We start from the raw sequence: 26,473 nt of genomic DNA, 5'->3' as shown, positions 1-26,473 counted from the left end.
GGCTATGGGCCTGGCGGTCGATGCCCCCGGTGTCCCTCGCCGACACCCGGGCCACAAGGGCGCGCGCGAAGGGCCGGGCGCTCTTCTTCATTCCATACGTTGGCTGAAAATACTCCGGGGGAGTCTCCGGGACGGAGACGGGGGCAGCGCCCCCGCCGCCCTTGCCCTCATTCCGCGGCGTTCAGCGGCGAGATCCGCGGCGCGGCGGGGGCCTTGGGGTCCTCTTCCAGCGGCCAGAGGATCTCGGGGGCCTTCAACCGGCGCGCGGCCCGGTTCAGCGCCCAGTCGCGGGCGGCGCGGCTGGAACTGCCCAGTGACAGCTTCGCCAGCAGACGCGCGATCCAGGTGACATAGGTCGTGGCCCAGACCCGCAGCGCCAGCATCGAGGGGGTGAAGACCAGCGTCAGCATGGTGGCGATGCCGAGGCCGAAGACCACCGCCGTCGCCAGCTGTTTCCACCACAGCGCCGTCGGGCTGTCGATGGCATAGCCACCCGCCCAGAAGTCCAGCGACAGGCCCAGCATCATCGGCGCAAGGCCCGCCATGGTGGTGACGGTGGTCAGCAGTACGGGGCGGATGCGGTCCTCGGCGGTGCGGATCACCGCCTCGATCCGGGGCATGTAGGCGGCGTATTCCTGGTAGGTGTCGATCAGCACGATGTTGTTGTTCACCACGATGCCCGCCAGCGCCACGATGCCGGTCCCGGTCATGATGATGGAAAACGCCTGGTCCATGACCAGCATCCCGATCAGCACGCCCGCCGTCGACAGTACCACCGCCAGCAGCACCAGCACGGCGTTGTAGAAGGAGTTGAACTGCGCCAGCAGGATGATGAACATCAGCGCCAGCGCCGCCGAGAAGGCGGTCATCAGGAAGGTGGCGCTTTCGTCCTGGTCCTCCTGGTCGCCGGTCCATTCAGTGCTGACCGAGGCGGGCAGGGAGGCCTCCTCATCGAGCCAGCTTTGCAGCGTCGCGATCCGCTCGGCCGGGGTCACGGGCACCTGGGTCGGCTCCCCCGTGCGGGGATCGGTGCCTTCCGTCATCAGCCCCGGCGTCACGGCGGCCTTCACGTCGAAGTAGCGCGTACCGTCCACCCGTTTGATCTGCGCCAGCTTGGCCACCGGGGTACGGGTGATGAAGTTCGTCAGCGGCACCAGCCCCTGGGCGGTGCGCACCTTCAGCGTGTCCAGCGTCGCCAGCACCCGGTCGGCCTCGGGCAGCCGCAGCCGGATCGAGATCTCCTCGTCCGAGCTGTCGACCGGCATGGTGTCCAGCTCCAGCCCTTGCGTGATTAGCTGGACCATGGCACCGACGGTGGCGACATTGGCGCCGTAGCGCCCGGCCTTTTCGACATCCACGTCGATCTGCCAGTCGATGCCGGGCAGGGGCAGGGTGTCCTCGACCAGGGTCAGACCGCGCGTGTCCTCGAATTGCTCGCGCACGCGGGCGGTGGCCGCGCGCAGTTCGTCCCAGTTGTCGCCCATCAGGCGCAGGTGCACGGGCTTGGCCGAGGCAGGGCCCATGTTGGCCGAGAGGATCTCGATCTTGATACCGGGGATGCGGCTAGTCGCCTCGGTCAGATCCGCGATCACCAGGTCGCCGTCCAACTCGGGCCGGTCGCGGCGGTCTTCCCAGGGCACGATCTCCAGCTGGATCTGACCGATTGTGTCGAGCGGCGGTTCCGCGCCGCCGGTGTTGGTCGACAGCCCGCCGTCCCCGGCGAAGGCGAAGGCGTTCAGCACGCCGGGATGGGCCAGCACGATCTCCTCCGCCTCCCGCACCAGGGCGTCCTTCTGCGCCAGCGACAGGTTGCCCCGGGCGCTGACATAGACAATGGCCTGCTCCGGCTCGCTTTCGGTGAAGAACTCCGTCCCGTTGTTGTTGGCGCCGTAGTAGCCGAAGACCGACACGACGAAGGCGATGACGGCGGCGATGGTGACCAGCGGCATGATCGGATTGGCGGTGATCGCCCAGATCACGTAGCCGAAGAGGCTGCGCCGGTTGCCGGCCCGCAGGCGGCGCCGGCGGGAGATCTTGGCCGCGCCCAGGGTGATCGAGGCGGCAAAACTGGCGGCGAGGAACAGCGCCGCGCCGGGCAGGACCGCCGCCGCGCCGGGCAGGGGCGCAGGCCCGAAATAGCCCGGGTTCAGCACCAGCATGGCGCCCAGATACATCCCCAGCAGGGCGGGCGGCACCAGGGCCGCGCGCAGCACCCAGGGCAACCTCGCCCGTAGCGCGTCCGAGCTGTTGACGAAAACGCGCGAGATGCGCCCCGTGACGCCCCCCATCACCGGCAGGTAGATCAACGCCACCACCAGCGAGGCGGCCAGCACGAAGATCAGGGTCACGGGCAGCATCCCCATGAACTCCCCCGGCACGCCGGGCCAGAAGAGCATGGGCAGGAAGGCGCAAAGCGTCGTGGCGGTCGAGCTGACCACGGGCCAGAACATCCGCTTGGCGGCCTCCACATAAGCGCGCATCGGCCCGACCCCGTCCGAAATCCGCTTGTCGGCGTACTCCACCACCACGATGGCCCCATCGACCAGGATCCCCACGGCCAGGATCAGGCCGAACATGACGATGTTGGAAATGGTGATGTCCATCAGGCCCAGCAGGACGAAGCACAGCAGGAAGGACGTGGGGATGGCGAAGCCGACCAGCAGGGCGGGGCGGGGGCCCAGGGCCGCCAGCACCACGATCATCACCAGGGCGATGGCGGTCAGCACCGAGCCTTCGAGTTGATCCACCATCGAGCCCACCACGCGGCTTTGATCGTTCGACGTGCCCACGTTGACGGCGGCGCGCAGCTCGGGCGGCCAGTTGGCGGCAGCCTCGGCCACCACGGCCTTCACCTCCTCGGCGGTGTCGATGATGTTGAAGCCCTTCCGCTTCACCACTTGCAGGGCCACCGTCGTCTCGCCATTGAACCGCGCCGTGCCCTCGCGATCCTCGAAGGTCAGGCGGATCGTCGCCAGCTCGCCCAGCGTCACCACCCGGTCGCCATTCATCTTCACCGGCAGGGCGTAGATGTCGCGCACGTCGTCGAAACTGCCGGGGATCTTCACCGAGAAGGTGCCCGCCTCGCTGTCGACCTCGCCGGCGGCGATCAGCTGGTTGTTGTTCTGCACGACCGAGATCAGCTCATCGGCCGTGACGTTGTAGCTTTCCAGGCGCAGCGGGTCGATCAGCACCTCGACCATCTCGTCGCGCTTGCCGGCGATGCCCGCCTCCAGCACCGCCTCGATGCCTTCCACCCGGTCCTGCAGGTCCTCGGCCACCCGGGCCATCGTGCGTTCGGGCACGTCGCCCGTCAGGTTGACGATGATGATCGGAAATTCTGAAAAGTTGATCTCGTTGACCGAGTAGCTGTCATAGCCCTCTGGAAACTTCGCCTCGGCCCGGCCCATGGCATCGCGGACCTCGGCCATGGTCTCGGTCTTGTTCCAGCCGAACTCGAACTCCAGCGCCAGGCCGGCATAGCCTTCGGCCGCCGTCGCCGTCATCTGCTTCAGCCCATCAAGGTCCGACAGCTCCGTCTCCATCGGCTTGACCAGCAGGGTCTCGCTGTCCTCGGCGGAGATGCCGCGGAAGGGGACCGAGACGAAGAGCGCGGGGATCTCGATGTCCGGCTCGCCTTCCTTGGGCAGGGAGACATAGGCGAACCCGCCCGACAGCAGCGACAGCGCGATGAAGGCCAGGATCATGCGGGCCCGCGCGGCGGCCCAGTCGACGAGGCCGGTCATTGCGTGGCCTCCGCCGGGCTGTCGAAGCTGGCGATCACCGGCACCCCGGCGATGACGTATTCCTGGCCGATGACGATCACGTCGGCCTCCTCGGGCAGGCCGGTCAGCCAGATGCCGTCCACCTGGTCGCGCAGGACGGCCACGGGGGCGAACTCGGTCAGGCCCTCGGCGCCCACCAGGCGCACGCCCAGGGTGCCCTCGTCGTTCAGGGTCAGCGCGGATTGGGGCAGGAAATGCGCCAGCACGCCTTCGGCCTCGATGGCAATGGCGGCGGTCTGGCCTTCGCGGATGGCCAGATCGGGGTTCGGCACCGAGATCTCGACCTTGAATGTGCGGGTGGTGGCATCGGCCGACCGCGACAGGAAGGTGACCTGTCCCATGACCTCGCGCCCCGAGGCGGTCAGCCGGGCGCCGGCGGGTGCGCCGATCTCCACCCGCTCGACCTCCGTTTCGGGCAGGTAGCCGGTCAGCCGGATCGGATCCAGCGCGATCACCGTGGCGCAGTGACCGCCCACGGACAGGAAGGCGCCCAGCTCGGCGGTGTCGTCCTCCAGGATCCCGGCGAAGGGGGCGTGGATCTGCAGCCGCTCGATCTCCTTCTCGGCGGCGGCGACGGCAGCCTGAGCCGATTGCAGGCCCGCATCGGTCGAGGTCAGTCCGGCCTCGGCGGCAGCCACGCCCGCCTCGGCGGCGCGCACGGCGGCGCGGCGCGCGGCCAGGGTGGTGGTGGAAGCAAAGCCCCCTTCCGACAGCTTCTCGGAGGCGGTCAGGTTGATCTGCGCCTCCTCCAGCCGCGCCTCGGCCTCGGCCAGGGTGGCGGCGGCTGTGGGTTTCGCGGCCTCGGCCTCCGCCAGGCGGGCGCGGGCCTCGGCCAGGGCGGTCTCACGCGTGCCGGGGTCCAGTTCGCACAGCAGCTGGCCCGCCTCGATCAGGCTGCCCCGGGGGAGGGGTGCGGACATCACGGTGGAGGCGGTTTCCGACAGCAGCGTCACCCGGCGCGCCGCCTCGGTCTGGCCGCGCAGGCGCACGGCGCTGTCGACCATCTGCGCGGTGGAATGGCGGGCCACCACGCGCACGGCGCGGGTCTCCGCGTCTGTCGCCTGTGCCTCTGGGGCGGCGGCGGGCGTGGTCTCTGCCTGATCGCTTGCGCCACCTTCCCCGGGTGCCTCCTCGACAGTGCCGAGGGCGATCTGTACCGCTTCCGAGGGCTCGGCCTCGCCGCGCGCCACGGCCAAAGCCTGGTCGATCCCTTCGCCGTAGGCAAAGGTCAGCAGGGCGGGGCGTTGCAGCAGCACGAGGTAGAGGACGCAAACCACCAGGATCGCGGAGAGGATGGACAGGAGGCGCATGATGATACCCGAGGCGTTGCGTTACACTGTGATACTCTATGATCGCCTTAGAGACGGCAGCGTTTGATGCAAGAAAAACGCCCCTGCGGCGCCGACCTCTGCTGCAAGCCTGCTGCCAACGGGGATTCAAGGCAACATCTTTCCCAAAGGCCCTCACCTGAAGAGGGGTGCGGCATGGGCGCGCGCGCCTGAAAGGCACCGCGCCGGGATCGCATTGCGCAGCCCCGCGCCGTCCCCCATGCGCGCCCTTGGCACGCCCGGGGGGACGGGGTAAGGAGGGGCCAAATGCGCAAGGGGGGCCGAACGTGAGCGACGCCAACAGTTTCATCGATGAAGTCAATGACGAGGTCCGCCGCGACCGTCTCTATGGTCTGCTGCGCCGCTATGGCTGGATCGCCATCCTGGCGGTGGTGCTGATCGTCGGGGGCGCGGCCTGGAACGAATGGCGCAAGGCGCAGGAACGCGCCGAGGCGGAGGCCTTCGGGGATGCGATCCTGGCGGCGCTGGACGCCGATGACAGCGAGGCGCGTATCACGGGGCTGGAAGGGGTCGAGGCCGCCACGCCCGAGCAGCAGGCGCTGCTGGCCTTCCTGACCGCCTCCGAGGCGGCCGCCGGGGCCGAGGATCCGGCCCGGGCCGCCGCGGCCCTGGCCGACACGCCAGCCACCGGTATCTATGCTGACATTGCCCGGTTCAAGCGGCTGCTGCTGGAAAGCGGCCAGATGGAGCCTGGGGCACGCCGCGATGCGCTGCTGGAACTGGCGGTGCCGGGCAACCCGCTGCGCCTGCTGGCCGAGGAACAGATCGCGCTGACCCATGTGGCTGAAGGCGACAACGAGGCCGCCCTGGGCGTGCTGCGCGAGATCCTCGACGACGCCGAGGTGACGGAGGGCTTGCGTCAGCGGGCAAGTCAGTTGATGGTGGCCCTGGGCGGCGACCCGGCCGAGGCGGGCTGAGCCTGCACGGCCTGACGGCAGTGACGAGAAAAGACGGGCGGGACGGACAAGTCCCTGACCCGGCAGGAAAAGGCCCGGATGCAGGACGCGTCGGGGCCGGGACAGGCGGAAGGTGATGCGCGGCATGACGAAGCAGGGCAGCTCGGTCGGAAATCGGATCATGGCAGCGGAGGGGCCGCGCCGGCGCGCGGGACGCCTGCTGCCCCTGGGGCTGGCGACGCTGCTGGCGCTCTCGGCCTGTGCCGAACGTGAAGTGACACTGCTCGGAGAGCGCGAGGACCTGCGGTCGGTCCTCACTGACCAGGTGCCGGGCGACGTCGCCGAGGTACCGGTGAATGAGGCCCGGCCGATCTCGCTGCCGGCGCAGACCACCAACGCGAATTGGACCCAAGGCTCCGGCACGCCCTCGACGCGGGTCGCCCATGCGGCGCTTTCGGGCGCGCCGCAGCTGATCTGGCAGACCAAGATCGGTGATGGCGACGGGCGCAAGGCCTTCATCACGTCCGATCCGGTGGTGGCGTCGGGCCGCATTTTCACCCTGGATTCCACCGGCCATGTGGCGGCGACCTCGCCCGCCGGGGCGCTGCTGTGGCAGACGGAAATGGTGCCAGCGCAGGACCGTACGGGGCAGGCCTCGGGCGGCGGTGTTGCCTATGGTGACGGTCGCGTCTTCGTCACCACCGGCTTCGGCGAGCTTTCGGCGCTGGATCCTGAAACCGGCACGGTGCTGTGGCGTCAGAAGCTGCTGGCCCCGGCCACCGGCGCGCCGACGGTCTACGACGGTCTGGTCTATGTGACCTCGGGCGAATCCCAGGCCTGGGCGGTGGACACCGAAACCGGTCGCGTCCGCTGGCAGCTGTCGGCCACGCCTGACGTGAACAACTTCGCCGGCGCGCCCAGCCCGGCTCTGACCGATCAATATGCGCTCTTCGGCTTCGGCTCGGGCGAGGTGCAGGCCGCTTTCCGCCAGGGCGGCATGTCCGTCTGGTCGACGATCATCACCGGTCGCCGCTCGGGCTTTGCCCGGGCCAACCTCAGCGACATCACCGGCGACCCGGTGGTGGTCGGCGATACGGTCTATGCCGGCAACCAGTCGGGCCGCATGGTCGCGCTGGACCTGGCCAGCGGCACCCGCAAGTGGACCGCCGACGAGGGCCCCATGGGCCCCGCCTGGGTCACCGGCGGGTCTGTCTTCATCCTCAGCGACGGCAACGAACTGGTGCGCCTCGACGCCGAAACCGGCGCGCGGATCTGGGGCGTCGACCTGCCGTTCTTCCAGAAGTCCCGGCCGCGCCGCCAAGGCGCCGTCTTTGCCCACTACGGCCCGGTCCTGGCCGGTGGCCGCCTGGTCGTGGCCTCCTCCGACGGTTTCCTGCGCTTCTTCGACCCGGTCTCGGGCGCGCTGGCCGGCACGGCGGAACTGCCCGCGGGCGCGGCCTCGGCGCCCGTCGTTGCGGGTGGTGTGCTCTACGTGCTGAACAAGAAGGGCCAGCTGCTGGCCTATCGCTGAGCCGGACCGGCCCCTGGCCGGTTGCCTCCGGCGGGAGTATTTGGGGCTGTCGGATGAACAGGGCGCCGCGCCTTTGTCATCCGACAGCTGAAAATACTCCGGGGGAGTCTCCGGCACGGAGACGGGGGCAGCGCCCCCTCGCGTCCCGGTGGAAGACGCGCCGTGGTCGATCAGCCTTTACGGCGGCCCCCATTCCGCGCTATGCGGCGCTTTCGCAACCCTGAGAGGCGTTCATGTCCTTCACCCTGGCCATCGTGGGCCGTCCCAATGTCGGCAAGTCGACGCTGTTCAACCGCCTGGTGGGCAAGAAGCTCGCCCTGGTGGATGACCAGCCCGGTGTCACGCGCGACCTGCGCGAAGGCGCGGCGCGCCTCGGCGACATCGACTTCACCGTCATCGACACCGCCGGGCTGGAGGATGCCAACGACGACAGCCTGCAGGGGCGCATGCGCCGCCTGACCGAACGCGCCGTGGAAATGGCCGATGTGTGCCTCTTCATGATCGACGCCCGCACCGGGGTGACGCCGACGGATGAGGTCTTCGCCGAGATCCTGCGCAAGAAGGCCGATCACGTCATCCTGGCCGCCAACAAGGGCGAGGGCTCGGCCGCCGATGCCGGTGTGCTGGAGGCCTGGAACCTCGGCCTGGGCGAACCGGTCCGCATCTCCGCCGAGCATGGCGAGGGGATGGCCGATCTCTTCGGTGCGCTGCTGCCCCTGTCGGAGACCTTCGCCGAACGCACCGCCGTGGCCGTGGCCGCCGCGCCCGAGATGGACGTGAGCGTGCCGGAGGAAGACGGCGGCGAGGAAGAGGCCGAGGCCGCCTGGGCCCCCAGCGAGGACCGCCCGCTGCAGATCGCCGTGGTGGGCCGGCCGAACGCCGGGAAATCCACCCTGATCAACAAGATCCTGGGCGAGGATCGCCTGCTGACGGGCCCCGAGGCCGGGATCACCCGCGACTCGATCTCGTTGCGCATCGACTGGGCGGGCACGCCCACGCGGATCTTCGACACCGCCGGCATGCGCAAGAAGGCCAAGGTGCAGGACAAGGTCGAGAAGCTGTCGGTGGCCGACGGCTTGCGCGCGGTGAAGTTCGCGGAAGTGGTGGTGGTCCTGCTCGACGCCGCCATTCCCTTTGAACAGCAGGACCTGCGCATCGCCGACCTGGCCGAACGCGAGGGCCGTGCCGTTGTCGTCGCCGTCAACAAGTGGGACATCGAGGACGAGAAGCAGGAGAAGCTGAAGGCGCTGAAGGAGAGCTTCGAGCGCCTGCTGCCGCAGCTGCGCGGCGCGCCGCTGATCACCGTCTCTGCCAAGACGGGCCGCGGCCTCGACCGCCTGCATGATGCGATCCTGAAGGCCCATGCGGTCTGGAACCGTCGCATTTCCACTGGCCGCTTGAACCGCTGGCTGACTGCCATGCTGGAGCAGCACCCGCCGCCTGCCCCGGGCGGCCGTCGCATCCGCCTGCGCTACATGACTCAGGCCAAGACGCGGCCGCCGGGGTTTGTTGTGATGTGCAGCCATCCCGACAAGATCCCCGACAGTTACTCGCGTTACCTGGTGAACGGGCTGCGGGCCGATTTCGACATGCCGGGCACTCCCATTCGCCTGACCATGCGGGGGCAGGGGGACAAGAACCCCTACAAGAACAAGACGAAGACGACGCCTTCGCGCCTGCGCAAGCACCTGGGCAAGGGCCGCGCCGACGAGAAGCCCAAGCGCGGCAGCCGCCCCTCGGGCGGCAAGCCCCTGGGCCGCAAGCCGGTGAAGTGATCAGGCCATGCGAAAGGGCGCCCGACGGGCGCCCTTTTCCTTTTATCCCGGTTGCCGCGGTCAGGTCGCCGCGAAGCGCCGCAGATGTCTCGCGAAGATCGGCAGAAGCACCACCAGCACCGCCGCGGCGATCCCGCCGAAGATCCACCGGCCCGCGACGGCATTGTCGATCACGATCCCCAGCACCGCCCAGAGCATGGCACCCAGGTAGAAGGGCCGCGCGCCGGGCGACAGCCGTGCCACGGCCACGGCGATCCAGCTGGCCAGTAGCAGGAAGGCGCCATGCACCCACAGCACCGGCGCCGCGCCGTAACCGGTAGCGAGCACACCCGTGCCCACGCAGGAGGCCGCCGTCAGCCAGCCCGCGTAGAGGCCAAGCGGCGCTTGCAGCCACAGCCGGTCGCGCCCCGGCACCCGCCACAGCGCCCAGAGGGCGGTGGCCCACATGATCCAGATCAGCACCGTCGCCCAGATCGGCGTCAGGTTGGCGACCGGGATCCAGGCGGCCCCCACCACCAGCGAGGCGAAGAGCGGCCAGCGCCCTGCGTCCCAGCCCGCATCGTCGGCGCGTTTGAAGAGGCCATAGATCGCCATGACGATCAGCCAGCCATAGATCACCGTCCAGATCACCGCGAAGGTCAGCCCCATGGGCTGGATCGGCGGATCGACCTGCGGCACCGGGAACTGATCGGCGGTGAACCCCGAAAAGCCGGGGGAGACCACCGGCGACAGGGCAAAGGCGATCGTGGCGCAGAGCACGAGAATGGCTTTCATGCGGAACATGGGAGACCTCCGTTTGTCGTATGACAAACGCATGAGGCCCCGGTGTGGTTCACCGGGGCCTCGCCTTTTGTCATTTTGTCGCAGGCGTATGGGCGCCGTAGCTTAAGCCAGAACGCCCTCGGCGGTCAGGGTCAGCTTGCCGCCCAGGTAGGGGGCCAGCACCTCGGGCAGCTTGACCGAGCCGTCTTCCTGCTGGCCGTTTTCCAGCACGGCGATCAGGCAGCGGCCCACGGCAAGCCCCGAGCCGTTCAGCGTATGTACGAACTGCGGCTTGCCGCCATCGGCGGGCTTGAACCGCGCGTTCATCCGCCGGGCCTGGAAATCCCCGCAGACCGAGACCGAGCTGATCTCGCGGTAGGTGTTCTGCCCGGGCAGCCAGACCTCGATGTCGTGCGTGCGCCGCGCGCCGAACCCCATGTCGCCGGTGCAAAGGGCCATGGTGCGATAGGCCAGGCCCAGCTTCTCCAGGATGCCCTCGGCGCATTTGGTCATCCGGTCCAGCTCCTCGCGCGAGGCGTCGGGATGGGTGATCGAGACCATCTCGACCTTCTCGAACTGGTGCTGGCGCAGCATGCCGGCGGTGTCGCGCCCCGCAGAGCCCGCCTCGGAACGGAAGCACTGGGTGTGGGCCACGTAGCGGCGGGGCAGGTAGCCTTCCTCGACCACGACGCCATTGACGATATTGGTCAGCGTCACCTCGGCCGTGGGCACCAGCCACCAGCCTTCGCGGGTCTGATAGCTGTCTTCGCCGAACTTCGGCAGCTGGCCGGTGCCCAGCATCATCTCTTCGCGCACCAGAACCGGGGTCCAGGTCTCGGTCAGGCCGTTCTCGTCGACGTGGGTGTTGACCATGAATTGCGCCAGCGCCCGATGGATCCGCGCCACGGCGCCCGAGAGCACCACGAAGCGCGAGCCCGACAGCTTCGCCGCCGTCTCGAAATCCATGCCCGGGACGACGCCCGCCAGCTCGTAATGCTCCTTCGGGGGGAAGGACAGCTCGGGCGGGGTGCCCCAGCGGTGGATCTCGACGTTGTCGTCCTCGTCCTTGCCGTCGGGCGTGTCGTCGAAGGGCAGGTTGGGGATGCCCATCAGGGCCTCGGTCAGCTGCGCGTCCAGCTCCTTGGCCTCGGCCTGCATGGCGGCAACCGCCTGTTTCTTCTCGGCCACCAGGGCGCGCAGACGCTCGAACTCGGCCTCGTCGCCCTTGGCCTTGGCGGCGCCGACCTGCTTGGAGGCGGCGTTCTGCTCCGCCTGGGCGGTCTCGGCGGCCTGGATCTTGGCGCGGCGTTCCTCGTCGAGGGCCAGCAAGGAGGACGACACGGGCGAGGCGCCACGGCGGGACAGGGCGGCGTCGAAGGCGGCCGGATTGTCGCGGATGGTGCGGATGTCATGCATGTCGTGCACTCCTGAAATGGGGCGGCGCGGGGCCGCGTTGAGTCGGGGGCCTTATGCCGCAAAAGCCCGCGAAAGGGTACAGGGGAGTGCGGGGGCGGGCGCGGCAGGCGGGGAGTGTGGCGCGGGGGCTAGCGGAGGTGGTCGGGGAGGGTGTCCGGGTGATGCTCGCGCTGCCAGGCGCGCCAGGCTTGGTGGAACTCAGAATCCCTCTCCTCGGTGTAGAGGCCACCGAACAGGCGCTCCTTGGGGCGATCCTTGGGCCAGTCGGGGTGCTGAGGTGTGATCCCGCCGGGCAGCGTAACGGAGCCATCGAAGAAGATGTTCTTCAAATAGGGTTTGATCCGCTTGACGTCGCTCAGGTCAGTTTCCTTCAAAGCAGCGCCCGCGAAGGAGCAACCCTGGAACTCGGTCTCGTCATCGAATTTCGTCCACCCAAGGTCTGCGCCGTTGAAATTGCAGCCTCTGATGAAGCCGCCGCGAAGATCTACGTCGCGCAGCTTTGCGTAGGATAAGTCAGACCGATTAAGGTGCGCCCCAAACCGCTTTGGCCTCGAAAGGTTAGCGCCACGCAAATTCGTCTCCCTAAGGTCTGCGCACCAAAGGTCTGCCATCGTGAAAACGGCCCCCTCTAGGTTTGCACGGCGAAGAACGGCTTTTACCAAAGAGGAGGCAGTCAGGTCGGCGGATGTGAAATTAGTGAAGAGGCAATGAGCGCCGTCTAGTATTGCTCTGATGAGTGTGGCGCCGGACATGTTCGATTGGTTCAACTGGGCTTCGCGGAATGTTGTGTTCCTAAACTGCGTTTCGCTGAGATCCAGACCTTGGAGATCTGCATGGGAAAAATCTGTGTCCGACATGTCCAACCTGCGAGGGATTTCAATTGCTCGTGAAGCCAAGGCTCGAACTCTCAGCACTGCTTCTAAAGCGGCTCTGATGTCTCGTCTGGCCGCGGTTGCCTCCCGCGAGGATTGGCTGGCTCCTCCACTCAACGCGCATTCTCCCTGATGTATTCCGTCAGTAGCACTACAATACGCTCCCTATCCCGTTCGCTGTCTTCAGCGATGCGCTCAAGGGCCTGAATTGACCCAATTCGTACGACCAAGTCTGGCTTCGTTTCTTCGACTGTCTGGAAAGAACCGCCAGCTAATTTCTGCGTGGTCTTGAACTCTGTGAACTTTCCCAGCCCCTCAACCGCCTTGTTGATCCGGTCGGTCACCAAACCGTCTTCGGTGGCGCGGATATTGCGGTCGTTGATCCAGACTCGGATGACCGAGAAGAAGATCGTGGCGGCGGCGGCAAGGACGCCGAGCAGCAGGGCAGAGCCATGAGCGAGGTCGCGCAGGGTGTCGGAGCTGTCGGAGAGATCGGCTTCCCCGGCGCGGATGTCGCGGGTCTGGTCCAGCAGCAGGCCGACCATGTTGTGCACCGCGCGGGCGATGTCGAACAGGTAGAAGCCTAGCGCGAGAATGGCGAGGAGGGCGGTGGTAAGCAGGATCGTCGGGACGTAGTTTCCCTTGAGCCAGCGGATGAGCATCTCGCTCGGCGAGGTGCGCAGGTGGCGGGACTGATCGTCCTTGCTGCTGTCCCAGGAGACAAGCATCTGCACCAGATAGAAGAGAACAACGAACCCCGCCGCTATCCATAGAAATGGATGCGTCACCACTTGCAGATAGCTATCCATCTTTCGCCTGTCCCCCGCGTCCCAAGATCCCGCCCGAATGGTTAACGCCCTGACGCCAGAGCGCAACAGCGGCGACAGGCTCCCGGGGCGTTTCCCGGGGGCAGGGTGGGACGATGGCCGAAAGACGGTGGGCTGACCTCCAGCCGACGGGGCACAGCCTCACGCCACACCCAGACACCCCGCCGCCCAAAATCTCCGACCCGCCCGAAACCCCGCCGCAGCACCCTCGAGCCCCCGCGAATGTGTGCGCCGCGCACCCGCCCGCGCCCCTTCTCACCTTGCAATCCCCCAGCACCGCACATAGGTTCCGGCCAAATTCCGCGGGGCAGTCTCGCGGGTGGCCAAAAGAGGGGAGCCCCATGGAAGGCAACGCTATCGCGCAGTTCCTGCCGCTGATCCTGATCTTCGCGATCATGTATTTCCTGCTGATCCGTCCGCAGCAGAAGAAGATGAAGGAACATCGTGCCATGGTCGATGGCGTGCGCCGGGGCGACCAGGTGATCACCCAGGGGGGCATCATGGGCAAGGTCTCCAAGGTCAAGGACGACGGCGAGGTCGAGGTCGAGATCGCCGAGGGCGTGAAGGTCCGCGTGGTGAAGTCCACCCTCGCGAACGTGGTCTCCAAGACCGAGCCCGCCGCAGAGGCGAAGTAAGGCCCCGGGGTCCGGGCGGTCGGGGTGCGCCAGGCGCGCCCCGTCGCGTGATCCGGGCCCGGTGCCGGCAGACGCCTTCAGGAAAGGGCCGACATGCTGCAAATCGAAACGTGGAAACGGGTCCTGATCTGGGGGCTTGTCGCCCTCGGTCTGCTGCTGGCCCTTCCCAATGCCTTCTATTCCCGGGTCGAGACCTACAACGACGAGGTGGCCGCCCAGGCGGGCGATGACACCGGCGTCGGCGGCTGGCCCTCCTTCCTGCCTTCTGGTCTGGTGAACCTCGGCCTCGACCTGCGGGGCGGGGCGCATCTGCTGGCCGAAGTGCGGGTGGAAGAGGTCTACCAGACGCGCATGGAAGGGCTGTGGCCCGAGGTGCGCAACCTGCTGCGCGATCACCGCGACGAGGTCGGCACGATCCGCCTGCAACCCTCCGACGACGGCACCCTGGTGGTGCGCATCGGCGATCCGGCCGGTCTCGACCGCGCGGTAGAACTGGTGCGCGGGCTGTCGCAGCCGGTCGCCTCGCTGACCGGGGCGGGGGCAAGCGACATCGTGGTCTCTGGCGCGGGCGACACGATCACCGTGCAGCTGTCGGAGGCCGAGCGCCTGGCGACGGACGACCGCACGGTGCGCCAGAGCCTTGAAATCATCCGCCGCCGGATCGACGAGGTCGGCACCCGCGAACCCACCATTCAGCGCCAGGGCAGCGACCGGATCCTGATCCAGGTGCCCGGGATCGGCTCGGCGGCCGAGCTGAAGGAGATCATCGGCACCACGGCGCAGCTGACCTTCCAGCCCGTCGTCTCCTCCACCACCAATGGCGACACCCGCCCCTCCGCGGGGCAGGAAGTGCTGCCGTCGCTGGATGATGACGGTCTCTTCTACGTGCTGGAAACCGCGTCCGTCGTTTCGGGCGAGGAACTGGTGGATGCGCAGCCCAGCTTCGACCAGAACGGGCGGCCCGCCGTGTCCTTCCGGTTCAACCCCTCGGGCGCGCGGAAGTTCGGTGATTACACCGCCGAGAATATCGGCAACCCCTTCGCCATCGTGCTGGACAACGAGGTCATCTCGGCCCCGGTCATCCAGGCGCATATCGCCGGCGGTTCGGGCATCATCACCGGCAACTTCAGCGTCGAGGAAAGCACCCAGCTGGCCGTCCTGCTGCGCGCCGGTGCGCTGCCGGCTGGGCTCGACTTCCTTGAAGAGCGGACCATCGGCCCGGAACTGGGCGCCGACAGCATCCAGGCGGGCAAGATCGCCTGTATCGTGGCAGGCGTCGCCGTGCTGGTCTTCATGTTCGCCAGCTACGGTTTGTTCGGCCTCTTCGCCAATATCGCGCTGATCCTGAACGTCGGGCTGATCTTCGGCCTGCTGTCGATGATCGGGGCGACGCTGACCCTGCCGGGCATTGCCGGCATCGTGCTGACCATCGGCATGGCGGTGGACGCCAACGTGCTGGTCTTCGAGCGGATCCGCGAGGAACTGAAGACGGCCAAGGGACCGGCGCGGGCGATCGAGCTGGGCTATGACCGGGCGCTGTCGGCGATCATCGACGCCAACATCACCACCTTCATCGTGGCCGTGATCCTCTTCGTGCTGGGCTCCGGCCCCGTGCGCGGCTTCTCGGTGACGCTGGGGATCGGCATCCTCACCTCGGTCTTCACGGCCATCTACATCACGCGGCTGATCGTGGTCATGTGGTTCGAACGGGCGCGGCCCAAGACGCTGGAGATCTGATCATGCGGCTGAGACTTGTTCCCGAAGAAACCCACATCGACTTCTTCAAGTACCGCTACCTGACCTTCGGGATCTCGGCGGTGGCCATGGTCGCCTCGGTGATCCTTTGGCTGGTGGTCGGGCTGAACTTCGGCATCGACTTCCGCGGCGGCACCACGCTGCGCACCGAAAGCACCAGCTCGGTCGACGTGGGCGCCTATCGCGATGCCCTGGACCCGCTGGGGCTGGGCGACGTGGTGATCTCCGAGGTGTTCGACCCGTCCTTCGGCGAGGGCAAGCATGTGGCGATGATCCGCATCCAGGCCCAGGACGAGCAGGAAGCCGTCGCCGCCGAGACGGTGGCCACGGTGGAGGCCGCGCTGCAGGAGGTGGATCCCTCGATCCGCTTCACCAGCGTCGAAAGCGTCGGGCCGAAGGTGTCGGGCGAGCTGATCCAGACGGCCGTCCTGGCCGTTTCGGCGGCGCTGGCGGCGATCCTCTTCTACATCTGGCTGCGCTTTGAATGGCAGTTCTCGCTGGGGGCGGTCTTTGCGCTGTTCCACGACGTGATCCTGACCATCGGCGTGTTCAGCCTGCTGCAGATCCGCTTCGACCTGGCGACCATCGCGGCGCTGCTGACGATCATCGGCTATTCGATCAACGACACGGTGGTGATCTTCGACCGGCTGCGGGAGAACCTGCGCAAGTTCAAGCAGAAGCCGCTGATCGACGTGATGAACATCTCGGTCAACGAGACGCTGAGCCGGACGATCATGACCTCGGGCACCACGCTGCTGGCGCTGATCGCGCTGCTGGTGCTGGGCGGCGACGTGATCCGCAGCTTCGTCTTCGCCATCACCTGGGGCGTGGTCATCGGCACCTATTCTTCGGTCTACGTGGCCAAGAACGTGGTGCTGTGGCTGGGCGTGAAACGCGACTGGACGAAAAACTCGGGCGGCGGCGCCGGCACCAAGTTCGCCAATATCGACGCATGAGCGGCGTTGTCGCAGAGGCGGTGACGCAGGGATTGGCCGGGGCTTTCGCAAGCCCCGGCCTTTTCGTTCTGCTGTTCACCTGCCTGGCGGCGGGGGTGGTGCGCGGGTTCGCGGGCTTCGGCTCGGCCCTGATCATCATGCCGGTGGCGGGGATCTTCCTGCCGGTCCCCGAGGCCATCGTGGTGGTCATGGGGATGGGGGTGCTGACCTGGCCTGTGATCGTGCCGCGCGCGGCGCGCGAGGCGGACCGGCGCCAGGTGGCCGTGCTCGCGGGGGCGGCCATCCTGGCCGCGCCGCTTGGCCTGTGGTTGCTGGGCTGGTTGCCGCAGGCGGCGTTGCGTTGGTGCGTCAGCGGGGCGGCGGCGCTGACCCTGGCGGCGCTGATCTCGGGGTGGCGCTATGGCGGGCGGGTGCGCTGGCCTGGCCTGGCCGGGGTTGGCGCGGCGGCAGGGGTGCTGGGGGGCACCACCGGGCTGACCGGGCCGCCGGTGATCCTCTTCTACCTGGCGGGCCCCTCGGGCGCCGCCGTGGTGCGGGCCAATACGATCCTCTTTCTGGCGCTTCTGGACATCGCCATCATCGCCGGGCTGTTCTGGCAGGGGCGGGTGACTGCCTCGGCGCTGTGGCTGGCCCTTTTGCTGGCGATCCCCTATGCTGTCGGCATCCTGGTGGGCCAGCGCCTTTTCGCGCCCGAACATGAACGCGCCTACCGCTGGCTGGCCTATGGGGTGATCGCCCTGGCGATCGTCTCCGGCCTGCCGATCTTCCACCGCTGAGCTGACCCCAGACACCGATCATTGACGGAGAGAACCCCATGGATCTTGTCGAAATTTCCTATGACGATGCCCGGCCCATCGACGGCTACGGACCCGGCTTCTTCCGCGTCGGCGGCGAGGTGGTCGATGCGCCTGTGCTGGTCCTTGCCAATTCCACCCGACCGTGGGGCGGGCTGGAGGATGCCGCCACGCTGGAGGCGCTGGCGGGCCAGGTGGACGTGATCCTGCTGGGCACGGGCGAGACCATGGCCCCGGTGCCCGCGACCCTGCGCGAGGCGCTGGACGAGGCGGGCGTGGGGATCGAACCCATGGCCTCACCCTCGGCCTGCCGCAGCTTCAACATCCTGCTGTCCGAAGGGCGCCGGGTCGCCGCCGCGCTTTTGTCGGTCTGAGCGGGGAAGGGGGGGGGGCTGTGCCCCCTCCGTCGCCGGAGGGCGACAAATGGAAGGAAAAAGGGGGCTCTGCCCCCCTTGAGCCTTTGGCTCAATTCTCCCCGGGGATATTTCTGGCCAAAAAATAGAGAGATTGGGGGCCACCCGGGGAGGCGCGGGCGTGCCTGTTGACCGCGGCTGGCGCGCGCCTGTTGCCAAAGTGGGGGGAGCCGGCGCTGCCGCCTTCTCCCATTCGATGGTTTGAAATTCGCTCGCCCAGGGTGTCGCCGCACCATTCACCTGACCCATGTCAAGGACGGGGTGAGACGGATCGGTTCTTTTGCCCTTCGCGTGAACGGGTTATGGATTTCCCATGGAGATGAAAGTGACCGATCTGGCTGTCGCCCGCGGGGGCGTGCCGTTGCTGGCGGGGGTGAGTTTCACCCTGGCGCCGGGGCGCGCGCTGATCCTGCGCGGACCGAACGGATCGGGCAAGACGACGCTTCTGCGGGCGCTTGCTGGGTTGCAGCCGCCGTTGGCCGGCGAGATGTCCTTTGATCGCGAAGCCGTGGCCTATGGCGGCCATGCGGACGGGCTGAAGGCGCAGATGACGGTGACCGAGAACCTGACCTTCTGGGCCGCCGTCCACGGGCTGCGCGAGATCGACCCGGCGCTGACGGCCTTCGACCTGGAAGGGCTGCGCGACCGGTTGGCGGGGACCCTCTCGGCCGGGCAGAAGCGCCGGCTGGGTCTGGCGCGTCTGATGGTGACAGGCCGGCCGCTGTGGCTGCTGGATGAGCCTACGGTGTCGCTGGATACGGCCTCGGTCGGCCTTTTCGCGGAGGCCGTGCGCGGCCACCTGGCGCGCGGTGGCATGGCGGTCATCGCCACCCATATCGAACTGGGCCTGCCCGAGGCGGAGGTGCTGGACGTCGGCCCGCTGAAGGCCGTGCTGCCCGCCGCGCAGCTTGATGATTTCGACGAGGCCTTCCTGTGATCGCGCTGCTGACCCGGGACCTGAAACTGGCGGTGCGCGCCGGGGGCGGCTTTGGCCTGGGCCTTGCCTTCTTCCTGATCCTGGTGGCGCTGGTGGCCTTCGGCGTCGGCCCCGAGAGCGCGCTGTTGGCGCGGATCGCGCCCGGTATCCTATGGGTGGGCGCGCTGCTGGCCTGTCTGCTGTCGCTGGACCGGATCTTCGCGCTGGATCGCGAGGACGGCAGTCTGGACCTCTTGGCCACGGCGCCCCTGCCGATGGAGGGGATCGTCACGGTCAAGGCCCTGGCGCATTGGATCACCACCGGGCTGCCGCTGGTGGTGGCCGCGCCCCTGCTGGCGCTGATGCTGAGCCTGCCGGGCGAGGGCTATCTGTGGCTGTTCCTGTCGCTTTTGCTGGGCACGCCCGCGCTGTCGGTGCTGGGCACCTTCGGCGCGGCGCTGACCGTGGGACTGAAACGGGGCGGGCTGCTGATGTCGCTGATCGTGCTGCCGCTTTACGTGCCGACGCTGATCTTCGGCGCCGAGGTGGCGCGGCGCGGGGCCGGGGGGCTGTCGGTGGAGGTGCCGCTGCTGCTGCTGGCCGGCATCACCTGCGCCACGCTGGCCCTGCTGCCCTTTGCCAGCGCGGCGGTCCTGCGGGTGAACCTGCGTTGATGGCGGGCTGTCTTTAAGTTTACTGTCCCGAACGGGCGAAAGGGGATAGGCGAAAGCCATGAAATCGATCTGGGAATATGCCAATCCGAAGAAGTTCATCGAGACGTCCCAGGCGCTTCTGCCCTGGGTGACCGGGCTGACCGTGGTTTGCATGGTGGTAGGCTTGGTCTGGGGGTTCTTTTTCACCCCCGATGACTATCGTCAGGGATCGACGGTGAAGATCATCTACCTGCATGTGCCCGCCGCGCTGATGGCGATCAATGGCTGGTTCATGATGCTGCTGGCCTCGCTGATCTGGCTGATCCGGCGCCACCACGTCAGCGCCCTGGCGGCCCGCGCCGCGGCGCCCATCGGGGCGGTGATGACGATCATCGCCTTGGCCACCGGCGCCATCTGGGGCCAGCCGATGTGGGGTACCTGGTGGGTCTGGGACCCGCGTCTGACCTCCTTCCTGATCCTCTTCCTCTTCTACCTGGGCTACATCGCGCTCTGGGCCGCGGTGGAGGATGACGACACGGCGGCCGACCTGACCTCGATCCTGTGCATCGTCGGTTCCGTCTTTGCCGTGCTCAGCCGCTATGCGGTGCATTTCTGGAACCAGGGCCTGCACCAGGGCGCCAGCGTGATGCGCGCGGGGGCCCTGGCGGGGGACACCGAGGAACGGGTCAGCAATGTCTTTGCCGCGCCGCTCTTCCTCTCGATGGCGGGCTTCGTGCTGTTCTTCGTGGCGCTGGTGCTGCTGCGCACCCAGACGGAGATCCGCGCGCGGCGGATGCGGGCGCTGATGGCGCGTGAAAGGAGGGGCTGAGGATGATGCCGGAACTTGGGAAATACGCCGATACGGTGCTGTCGGCCTATGCGGTGTCGCTGCTGCTTCTGGTGGTGCTGGCGGTCTGGTCGATCTGGCGCGCGCGAAAAATGCGGGCCGAGCTGGAAACGGTCGAGGCGCGGCGCAAGCGCGCGCAATAACGGCGCGGGCGCAGGACGCGCCGGAAAGGACTTGGGATGAAGATCAAACCCCTGATGGTATTGCCGCCGCTGGTCTTTGCGGCCTTGGCTGCGCTCTTCTACATCGGCATGCAGCGCGAGGACCCGGATCAGCTGCCGACTGCGCTGGCAGGCGCGCCGGCCCCGGCGGTGCAGGTGACCGCGCTGGAGGGGCTGACGCCCTTCGATGACGCCACGTTGCGTGACGGCGAGGTGAAGCTGGTGAACTTCTGGGCCAGCTGGTGCGCGCCCTGCCGGGTGGAACATCCCAACCTGTTGGCCCTTGGGCTGGAGGGGATCCCGATCTACGGCGTGAACTACAAGGACAAACCCGACGCGGCGCGCGGCTTCCTGGCCGAACTGGGCGATCCCTATACCGCCGTCGGTGCCGACGCCCAGGGGCGCATGGGCCTGAACTGGGGCCTCTATGGTGTGCCGGAAACCTACGTGATCGACGGCGACGGGGTGATCATCACCCGCTTTGCCGGGCCGATCACCGAGCGGGTTCTGGAAAGCACCATCCGCCCGGCCATTGCCGAGGCGCGGGGGGAGTAGTCTCTCTGGCCACCGCCCGGGCCGCCCGGCGAGTTTGAGACTGCGAAACGCGCCGGTGCTGTCCAAGCCTCGGCGCGCTTTCCGTTCAGCGTCAGTGATCGCCCAGGCCGGGCGGGCGCGACGACGTGTCAGCCCTGCGCGGCCTGTCCGTGTTGCTCATGCGCGTCGTGACCATGCCCGTGATGGTCGGTCATGCGCGGGTCCATCATGCCTTCTTTCACGCCACGGCGGATCAGCCAGTAGTTCACCGGCCAGGCCGCCAGCAAGCCACAGGTCAGCGAGACCACCAGCGACAGCCAGAAGAGCGCATCGCCCATGCCTGCGTCCCCGGCCAGCAACAGGTCGACACTGATCGCCACCAGCTCCATCATCACGATCGAAGGCGTCTCGGCCTTCAGCGCGTCCATGACGGCGGTGCGCGGGGCTGTACCGCCCTGGATTTCCGGCCCGACGGTCAGGGCGAAGCCGAAGAGATAGGCAAAGGCGAAGGTGATCGCCGCCGTCCAGGCATTGCCGAGCGCCAGTAGCCCCACGGCTAGGGTCACGCCGACGATCTCGCCCATGCCGCAGCCAGAGTAGCAATGCGCGACGGAGCGGAAGGCGCGGCGCCAGTCGCCGTCATCGGGGATGCTCTTGCGCCCGGTGCGCCAGTAGATCAGCAGGCCTAGGGGGCCGGAGTAGAAGACCGTCAGTGCCCAGACCACCTGCATCAGCGGCATCAGGTGGCTGTTGTGGCGGCGCAGGTCATGGAGGACAAGGGCCAGCGAGGGCAGCATCACCACCGCCCAGGCGCCCAGGAGCCAGGGAGAGAGTTCTGTCAGGGTCATATGGGGCCAACGGATGCGGCCGGTATCGGTTCCTCAGAGTCTGAACCCGCGCGACACCGGCAGGATGACCCCGGTCACACCCGGCGCCGCGATCAGGTAGCGCACGGCCTGGGCGATGTCCTCGGGCGTGGCCAAGGTGCCCAGGGCGGTCTCGTTCAGGAAGGCCTGTTGCAGGGCCTCGGGACGCGGCGCATGGGCGCGTTCCACCGCCCCCGGGGCCACGGCGTTGACGCGGATGCCCCTGGGCCCGAACGCCTTGGCAAAGCCGCGGGTGTAGTTTTCCAGCGCGGCCTTGGAGGCGGCATAGGTCACCGCGCCGGCGGGCGGGAAGGTGGCGTTGATGCTGGTGACGTTGACCACCGCGCCGCCCTCACGCATCAGCCCGCCCGCGGCGGAGATCAGCGCGGCGGGCGCCAGCGCGTTGATCCGCATCTGACGCTCGGCCGAGGCCATGTCGACGCTAAGCGCGTCCTCTTCCTCCACCGTGCCGGCGGCATTCACCAGAACGTCCAGACGTCCCGTGGCCGCCATCACTGCGTCGATCAACGCCTCGGGCGCTGCGGGGTCGGCGAAATCTGCGGCCAGAGCCAGGCTCCCGGGCAGCTCGGCGGCCAGGGCCTGCGCGGCCGCCTCGGCGCCACGATAGGTAAAGACGACGCGGTGGTCGCGCGCCAGATCGCGGGTGATCGCCGCGCCGATGCCGCGCGCGCCCCCGGTGACAAGGGCAACGGGGAGGTGGGTGGAGGAAACGGGCTGTGTCATCGGACCAGAGAACGCCGGCTGCCGCCGAGAGGCAAGCCCCATCCGACAGCGGGTGACGCTTCGGGGGGAGGCGCGCGGCATTGGCGCCCGGCACGAAAGAAAAGGGCGCCCGAAGGCGCCCTTTCCGTCAATCCATCGCAGCGGGGATCAGGACTTGGCCAGATCGCGCAGCACGTAGTGCAGAACGCCGCCGTGCTCGATGTATTCTTTCTCGATCGCGGTATCGATGCGGCACTTCAGGGTGATCTCCTTCTTGGAGCCATCGCCCATCGTGATGGTCGCCGGGACCTCCTGCAGCGGCTTCACGTCGCCCAGGCCCTCGATGTCCACGGTTTCGTCGCCCTTCAGACCCAGGGTCTTGCGGGTGTCGCCGCCGGTGAACTCGAAGGGGATCACGCCCATGCCGACCAGGTTCGAGCGGTGGATCCGCTCGAAGCTCTCGGCGATCACGGCCTTGACGCCCAGCAGGTTGGTGCCCTTGGCCGCCCAGTCGCGCGAGGAGCCCGCACCGTACTGTTCGCCACCGACGACGACCAGCGGGATGCCTGCCTCCTGGTATTCCATCGAGGCGTCATAGATCGAGGTCTGCTCGCCCGTGGGGCTCAGGGTGTAGCCGCCTTCGACGCCGTCCAGCATCTCGTTCTTGATGCGGATGTTGGCGAAAGTGCCGCGCATCATGACCTCGTGGTTACCACGACGCGACCCGTAGGAGTTGAACTCCCGCACGGGCACCTGACGTTCGATCAGGTACTTGCCGGCCGGGGTGGTGTCCTTGAAGGAGCCGGCGGGCGAGATGTGGTCGGTGGTGATCATGTCGCCCAGGATCGCCAGGACCTTGGCGCCGGTGATGTCGTTGACCGATCCCGGCTCCGCGCCCATGCCCTGGAAGTAGGGCGGGTTCTGGATGTAGGTCGAGGAGGCCGGCCAGTCGTAGGTTTCGGCCCCCGAAACTTCCACGGCCTGCCACTTCTCGTCGCCCTTGAAGACGTCGGCGTACTTGGACTGGAACGCCTCGCGGGTGACCACCTTCTCGACCAGTTCGGCGATCTCGGCGTCGGTCGGCCAGATGTCCTTCAGGTAGACATCCTTGCCCTCCGGGGTCTGGGCGATCGGGTCGTTGGCGATGTCGATGTTCATGTCACCGGCCAGGGCGTAGGCCACGACCAGCGGCGGCGAGGCCAGGTAGTTGGCACGCACGTCCGGCGAAATCCGACCCTCGAAGTTGCGGTTGCCCGACAGAACCGAGGTTGCGATCAGGTCGTTGTCGTTGATCGCCTTGGAGATCTCGGGCTGCAGCGGGCCGGAGTTGCCGATGCAGGTGGTGCAGCCGTAGCCGACCAGGTTGAAGCCCACGGCGTCCAGGTGCTCGGTCAGGCCGGCGGCATCCAGGTACTCGGTCACGACCTGCGAGCCGGGGGCCAGCGAGGTCTTCACCCAGGGCTTGCGGTTCAGGCCCATCTCATGCGCCTTCTTGGCGACCAGGCCCGCGCCGATCAGCACGTAGGGGTTCGAGGTGTTGGTGCACGAGGTGATCGAGGCGATCACGACCGAGCCGTCCTTCAGCTCGTAGTCTTCGCCGTCGACCGAGGCGGATTTCAGCGGCGACTTGGCCAGCACGGGGGCGGGGCCTTCGTCGGCCATTTCCTGGGCTTCGGCGGAGATGTCGATGCCGCGCATTTCGGCCACGGTCTTGGCGAAGGCCGGGGCGGCGGTGCTCAGCGCCAGGTAGTCCTGCGGACGTTTCGGGCCCGAGATGGCGGGGACGATGTCGCCCATGTCCAGCTCCAGGGTGGAGGTGTAGACGGGGTCGTAGTCCTCACCGCGCCAGAACCCGTTCTCCTTGGCGTAGGCTTCGACCAGGGCGATGCGGTCCTTGTCGCGGCCGGTTTGTTCCAGGTAGCGCAGGGTTTCCGCGTCGATCGGGAAGAAACCGCAGGTGGCGCCGTATTCGGGGGCCATGTTGGCGATGGTGGCGCGCTGTGCCAGGGGCAGGTTGTCCAGGCCCGGGCCGTAGAATTCGACGAATTTGCCGACAACGCCATGGGCGCGCAGCATCTCGACGACCTTCAGCACCAGGTCGGTGCCGGTGGTGCCTTCGACCATCGCGCCGGTCAGCTTGAAGCCGACGACCTCGGGGATCAGCATGGAGATCGGCTGACCCAGCATCGCGGCCTCGGCCTCGATGCCGCCAACGCCCCAGCCCAGGACGGCGGCGCCGTTGACCATGGTGGTGTGGCTGTCGGTGCCGACCAGCGTGTCGGGATAGGCGACCTCGGTGCCGTCCTGGTCCTTGTCGGTCCAGACGGTCTGGGCGAGGTACTCCAGGTTCACCTGGTGGCAGATGCCGGTGCCCGGGGGAACGACGCGGAAGTTCTCAAACGCGGTCTGGCCCCACTTCAGGAACTGGTAGCGTTCCATGTTCCGCTCGTACTCGCGGTCCACGTTCATCTGGAAGGCGCGCGGGTTGCCGAACTCGTCGATCATCACCGAGTGGTCGATGACCAGGTCGACGGGGACCAGCGGGTTGATCTTCTTGGCGTCGCCGCCCAGGGCCTTGATGCCGTCACGCATGGCGGCCAGGTCGACCACCGCCGGAACGCCGGTGAAGTCCTGCATCAGGACGCGGGCCGGGCGATAGGCGATCTCGCGGGGGTTCTTGCCGCCCTTGGCGCCCCATTCCGCGAAGGCCTTGATGTCGTCGACGGAGACGGTCTTGCCGTCTTCGAAACGCAGCATGTTCTCCAGCACCACCTTGAGGGCGGCGGGCAGTTTCGAAAACTCGCCGAGCCCGGCAGCTTCCGCCGCGGGGATCGAGTAATAGGCAATGCTCTTGTCACCGACCGTCAGCGTCTTGCGCGTCTTGGCGGTGTCCTGTCCGACTACGATGGGCATGGAGATGGCTCCCTTCCAATGAGAATGAGGGGTTCGTGCTGTGTTCAGCTTCTGCCCCATCGGGGGGGAGCGATCAAGGGGGCATCGGCAATTTTAGTATACCTTTGCACACAAATCGTCGGATCGGGCGGCTCACCGCTGGCCCTGAGGGGCCTCAAGCAGGGTGCGGCGGGGGGCGCGGCGGCATCGGCCCTGACCAAAGGGTCACAGATTGCGCCCGTCTTCCGGCCTCTCGCAAAACCTTGATTGGCAGTTGAGGGGCGTCTTGGCTAGGTATCTTGCAACGGGAATTTTGCAGACGAGAGTGTGAAGGATGGTCGCAAGCCGCAGGGACGCGATGGTGGCAGGGCTTCTGTCCGTCGGTGGCATGCTGGCCGCAGGGCCGGCCTGGGCACAGACGGTCAGCGTATCGCCCGGGCAGGATGCGCCCGCCGAAACCTCTCCGGTCGTGGTCGAGCTGTTCACCTCGCAGGGCTGCTCCTCCTGCCCGCCGGCGGACCGGATGCTGCAGGAGATGGTGCATCATCCCCAGGTCCTACCGCTGTCGCTGCATGTCGATTACTGGGATTACCTGGGCTGGAAGGACGGCCTGGCCGACCCGATGTTCACCCGCCGTCAGAAGGCCTATGCCCGCGCCCAGGGCTCGCGCATGGTCTATACGCCGCAGATGATCATCGACGGCCAGGGGTTCGTGAAGGGCGCCCATGAGGTCGAGGTGGCCGATGAGATCGCCCGGGCGCGCCTGCGCCCGAAATCGGTGCGGGTCGAGGTGGGCAAGGCCGCCGGGGGCGGTTACCACCTGGAGGTCCTGCCGACCGAGGGTCTGGCAGCAGGCCCGATGCAGGTCACCCTGGTCCATTACCTGCCGCACAAGCAGGTGGAGATTCTGCGCGGCGAGAATGCCGGCGCGCGGATCGACTACGTGAACGTGGTGACCTTCTGGCGCCCGGTGGCCGACTGGGACGGGCGCGCGCCCCTGAAGCTGGCCTTCGATCCCGTCCAGGACCGCCCCGGTGCCGTGCTGGTGCAGCGCGCCGGCATGGGCCCGATCGAGGCCGCGGCCCGGCTGCCCTGATCCAATCCCGTTTCCTCCTGAT

General features: G+C 67.6%; 23 protein-coding genes. 14 read left to right on the top strand and 9 right to left on the bottom strand.

Annotation, left to right across the window (positions count from 1 at the left end):
* Positions 1–167 precede the first annotated feature (167 nt).
* Positions 168–3,743, bottom strand: coding sequence for an efflux RND transporter permease subunit (locus tag CVM50_RS19540; RefSeq protein ID WP_085887081.1), 3,576 nt, complete (start codon positions 3,741–3,743; stop codon positions 168–170).
* Positions 3,740–5,092, bottom strand: coding sequence for an efflux RND transporter periplasmic adaptor subunit (locus CVM50_RS19535; RefSeq protein ID WP_085887080.1), 1,353 nt, complete (start codon positions 5,090–5,092; stop codon positions 3,740–3,742). The genes CVM50_RS19540 and CVM50_RS19535 overlap by 4 nt, the downstream gene beginning before the upstream one ends.
* Before the next feature lie 305 nt (positions 5,093–5,397).
* Between CVM50_RS19535 and CVM50_RS19530 the strand changes: the two genes are divergently transcribed.
* The 3 genes from CVM50_RS19530 to der all read left to right on the top strand — a co-directional run bounded on the left by CVM50_RS19530 (position 5,398) and on the right by der (position 9,333).
* Positions 5,398–6,048, top strand: a complete 651-nt coding sequence (locus tag CVM50_RS19530; protein WP_085887079.1) for a tetratricopeptide repeat protein — start codon at positions 5,398–5,400, stop codon at positions 6,046–6,048.
* A gap of 124 nt (positions 6,049–6,172) precedes the next feature.
* Positions 6,173–7,558 carry a PQQ-like beta-propeller repeat protein gene (locus CVM50_RS19525; protein ID WP_408634079.1) on the top strand — a complete coding sequence of 462 codons (1,386 nt, stop codon included), beginning with the start codon at positions 6,173–6,175 and terminating at the stop codon, positions 7,556–7,558.
* Between the two features lie 233 nt (positions 7,559–7,791).
* Positions 7,792–9,333 (top strand): ribosome biogenesis GTPase Der, encoded by a 1,542-nt coding sequence (gene der, locus CVM50_RS19520; RefSeq protein WP_085887078.1) that lies wholly within the window; start codon positions 7,792–7,794, stop codon positions 9,331–9,333.
* A 60-nt stretch (positions 9,334–9,393) separates the two neighbouring features.
* Here the strand turns inward: der and CVM50_RS19515 are convergent, their stop codons facing one another.
* The 4 genes from CVM50_RS19515 to CVM50_RS19500 form a co-directional block, all read right to left on the bottom strand.
* Positions 9,394–10,116 (bottom strand): tryptophan-rich sensory protein, encoded by a 723-nt coding sequence (locus CVM50_RS19515; protein WP_085887077.1) that lies wholly within the window; start codon positions 10,114–10,116, stop codon positions 9,394–9,396.
* Positions 10,117–10,218: 102 nt separating this feature from the next.
* Entirely contained in the window at positions 10,219–11,511 is a 1,293-nt protein-coding gene (gene serS, locus CVM50_RS19510) for a serine--tRNA ligase (protein WP_085887076.1), read from the bottom strand.
* A 128-nt stretch (positions 11,512–11,639) separates the two neighbouring features.
* Positions 11,640–12,368 (bottom strand): pentapeptide repeat-containing protein, encoded by a 729-nt coding sequence (locus CVM50_RS19505; RefSeq protein ID WP_085887075.1) that lies wholly within the window; start codon positions 12,366–12,368, stop codon positions 11,640–11,642.
* 128 nt (positions 12,369–12,496) lie between these two features.
* Positions 12,497–13,192, bottom strand: a complete 696-nt coding sequence (locus CVM50_RS19500) for a hypothetical protein (RefSeq protein ID WP_085887074.1) — start codon at positions 13,190–13,192, stop codon at positions 12,497–12,499.
* A 359-nt stretch (positions 13,193–13,551) separates the two neighbouring features.
* Between CVM50_RS19500 and yajC the strand changes: the two genes are divergently transcribed.
* The 10 genes from yajC (at position 13,552) to CVM50_RS19450 (ending at position 20,895) form a co-directional block, all read left to right on the top strand.
* Positions 13,552–13,845: a preprotein translocase subunit YajC gene (gene yajC, locus CVM50_RS19495; RefSeq protein WP_085887073.1), complete on the top strand. Its 294-nt coding sequence runs from the start codon at positions 13,552–13,554 to the stop codon at positions 13,843–13,845.
* A gap of 93 nt (positions 13,846–13,938) precedes the next feature.
* A complete protein-coding gene (gene secD / locus CVM50_RS19490; RefSeq protein WP_085887072.1) occupies positions 13,939–15,582 on the top strand; it encodes a protein translocase subunit SecD in 1,644 nt (547 codons plus the stop codon).
* A 2-nt stretch (positions 15,583–15,584) separates the two neighbouring features.
* Positions 15,585–16,556, top strand: coding sequence for a protein translocase subunit SecF (gene secF, locus CVM50_RS19485; protein WP_085887071.1), 972 nt, complete (start codon positions 15,585–15,587; stop codon positions 16,554–16,556).
* A complete protein-coding gene (locus tag CVM50_RS19480; protein ID WP_085887070.1) occupies positions 16,553–17,332 on the top strand; it encodes a TSUP family transporter in 780 nt (259 codons plus the stop codon). Before secF ends, CVM50_RS19480 begins: the two co-directional genes overlap by 4 nt.
* A 38-nt stretch (positions 17,333–17,370) precedes the next feature.
* Positions 17,371–17,724, top strand: a complete 354-nt coding sequence (locus CVM50_RS19475; protein ID WP_085887069.1) for an Mth938-like domain-containing protein — start codon at positions 17,371–17,373, stop codon at positions 17,722–17,724.
* Positions 17,725–18,076: 352 nt separating this feature from the next.
* Complete coding sequence (ccmA, locus tag CVM50_RS19470; RefSeq protein ID WP_085887068.1) at positions 18,077–18,700, top strand: heme ABC exporter ATP-binding protein CcmA; 624 nt, start codon at positions 18,077–18,079, stop codon at positions 18,698–18,700.
* Positions 18,697–19,353 (top strand): heme exporter protein CcmB, encoded by a 657-nt coding sequence (gene ccmB / locus CVM50_RS19465; RefSeq protein ID WP_085887067.1) that lies wholly within the window; start codon positions 18,697–18,699, stop codon positions 19,351–19,353. The genes ccmA and ccmB overlap by 4 nt, the downstream gene beginning before the upstream one ends.
* Before the next feature lie 58 nt (positions 19,354–19,411).
* A complete protein-coding gene (locus tag CVM50_RS19460) occupies positions 19,412–20,161 on the top strand; it encodes a heme ABC transporter permease (RefSeq protein ID WP_085887066.1) in 750 nt (249 codons plus the stop codon).
* A gap of 2 nt (positions 20,162–20,163) precedes the next feature.
* Positions 20,164–20,322 (top strand): heme exporter protein CcmD, encoded by a 159-nt coding sequence (ccmD, locus tag CVM50_RS19455; RefSeq protein WP_198431948.1) that lies wholly within the window; start codon positions 20,164–20,166, stop codon positions 20,320–20,322.
* A gap of 36 nt (positions 20,323–20,358) precedes the next feature.
* Complete coding sequence (locus CVM50_RS19450; protein WP_232618308.1) at positions 20,359–20,895, top strand: DsbE family thiol:disulfide interchange protein; 537 nt, start codon at positions 20,359–20,361, stop codon at positions 20,893–20,895.
* A 128-nt stretch (positions 20,896–21,023) separates the two neighbouring features.
* Here CVM50_RS19450 and CVM50_RS19445 read toward each other — a convergent pair whose 3' ends face one another.
* The 3 genes from CVM50_RS19445 to acnA all read right to left on the bottom strand — a co-directional run bounded on the left by CVM50_RS19445 (position 21,024) and on the right by acnA (position 25,376).
* Positions 21,024–21,722, bottom strand: a complete 699-nt coding sequence (locus CVM50_RS19445; RefSeq protein WP_085887065.1) for a DUF4396 domain-containing protein — start codon at positions 21,720–21,722, stop codon at positions 21,024–21,026.
* 33 nt (positions 21,723–21,755) lie between these two features.
* Complete coding sequence (locus tag CVM50_RS19440) at positions 21,756–22,484, bottom strand: SDR family NAD(P)-dependent oxidoreductase (RefSeq protein ID WP_085887064.1); 729 nt, start codon at positions 22,482–22,484, stop codon at positions 21,756–21,758.
* Positions 22,485–22,631: 147 nt separating this feature from the next.
* Entirely contained in the window at positions 22,632–25,376 is a 2,745-nt protein-coding gene (gene acnA / locus CVM50_RS19435) for an aconitate hydratase AcnA (protein ID WP_085887063.1), read from the bottom strand.
* 340 nt (positions 25,377–25,716) lie between these two features.
* Between acnA and CVM50_RS19430 the strand changes: the two genes are divergently transcribed.
* Entirely contained in the window at positions 25,717–26,451 is a 735-nt protein-coding gene (locus CVM50_RS19430; protein ID WP_232618307.1) for a DUF1223 domain-containing protein, read from the top strand.
* Positions 26,452–26,473 lie beyond the last annotated feature (22 nt).

Origin of the sequence: Pseudooceanicola marinus, from assembly GCF_002786295.1 — a bacterium.
GTDB classification, from domain to species: domain Bacteria; phylum Pseudomonadota; class Alphaproteobacteria; order Rhodobacterales; family Rhodobacteraceae; genus Pseudooceanicola; species Pseudooceanicola marinus.
Note: the sequence above shows the minus strand (reverse complement) of the source record. Positions and strands in the feature narration are given on the sequence as shown.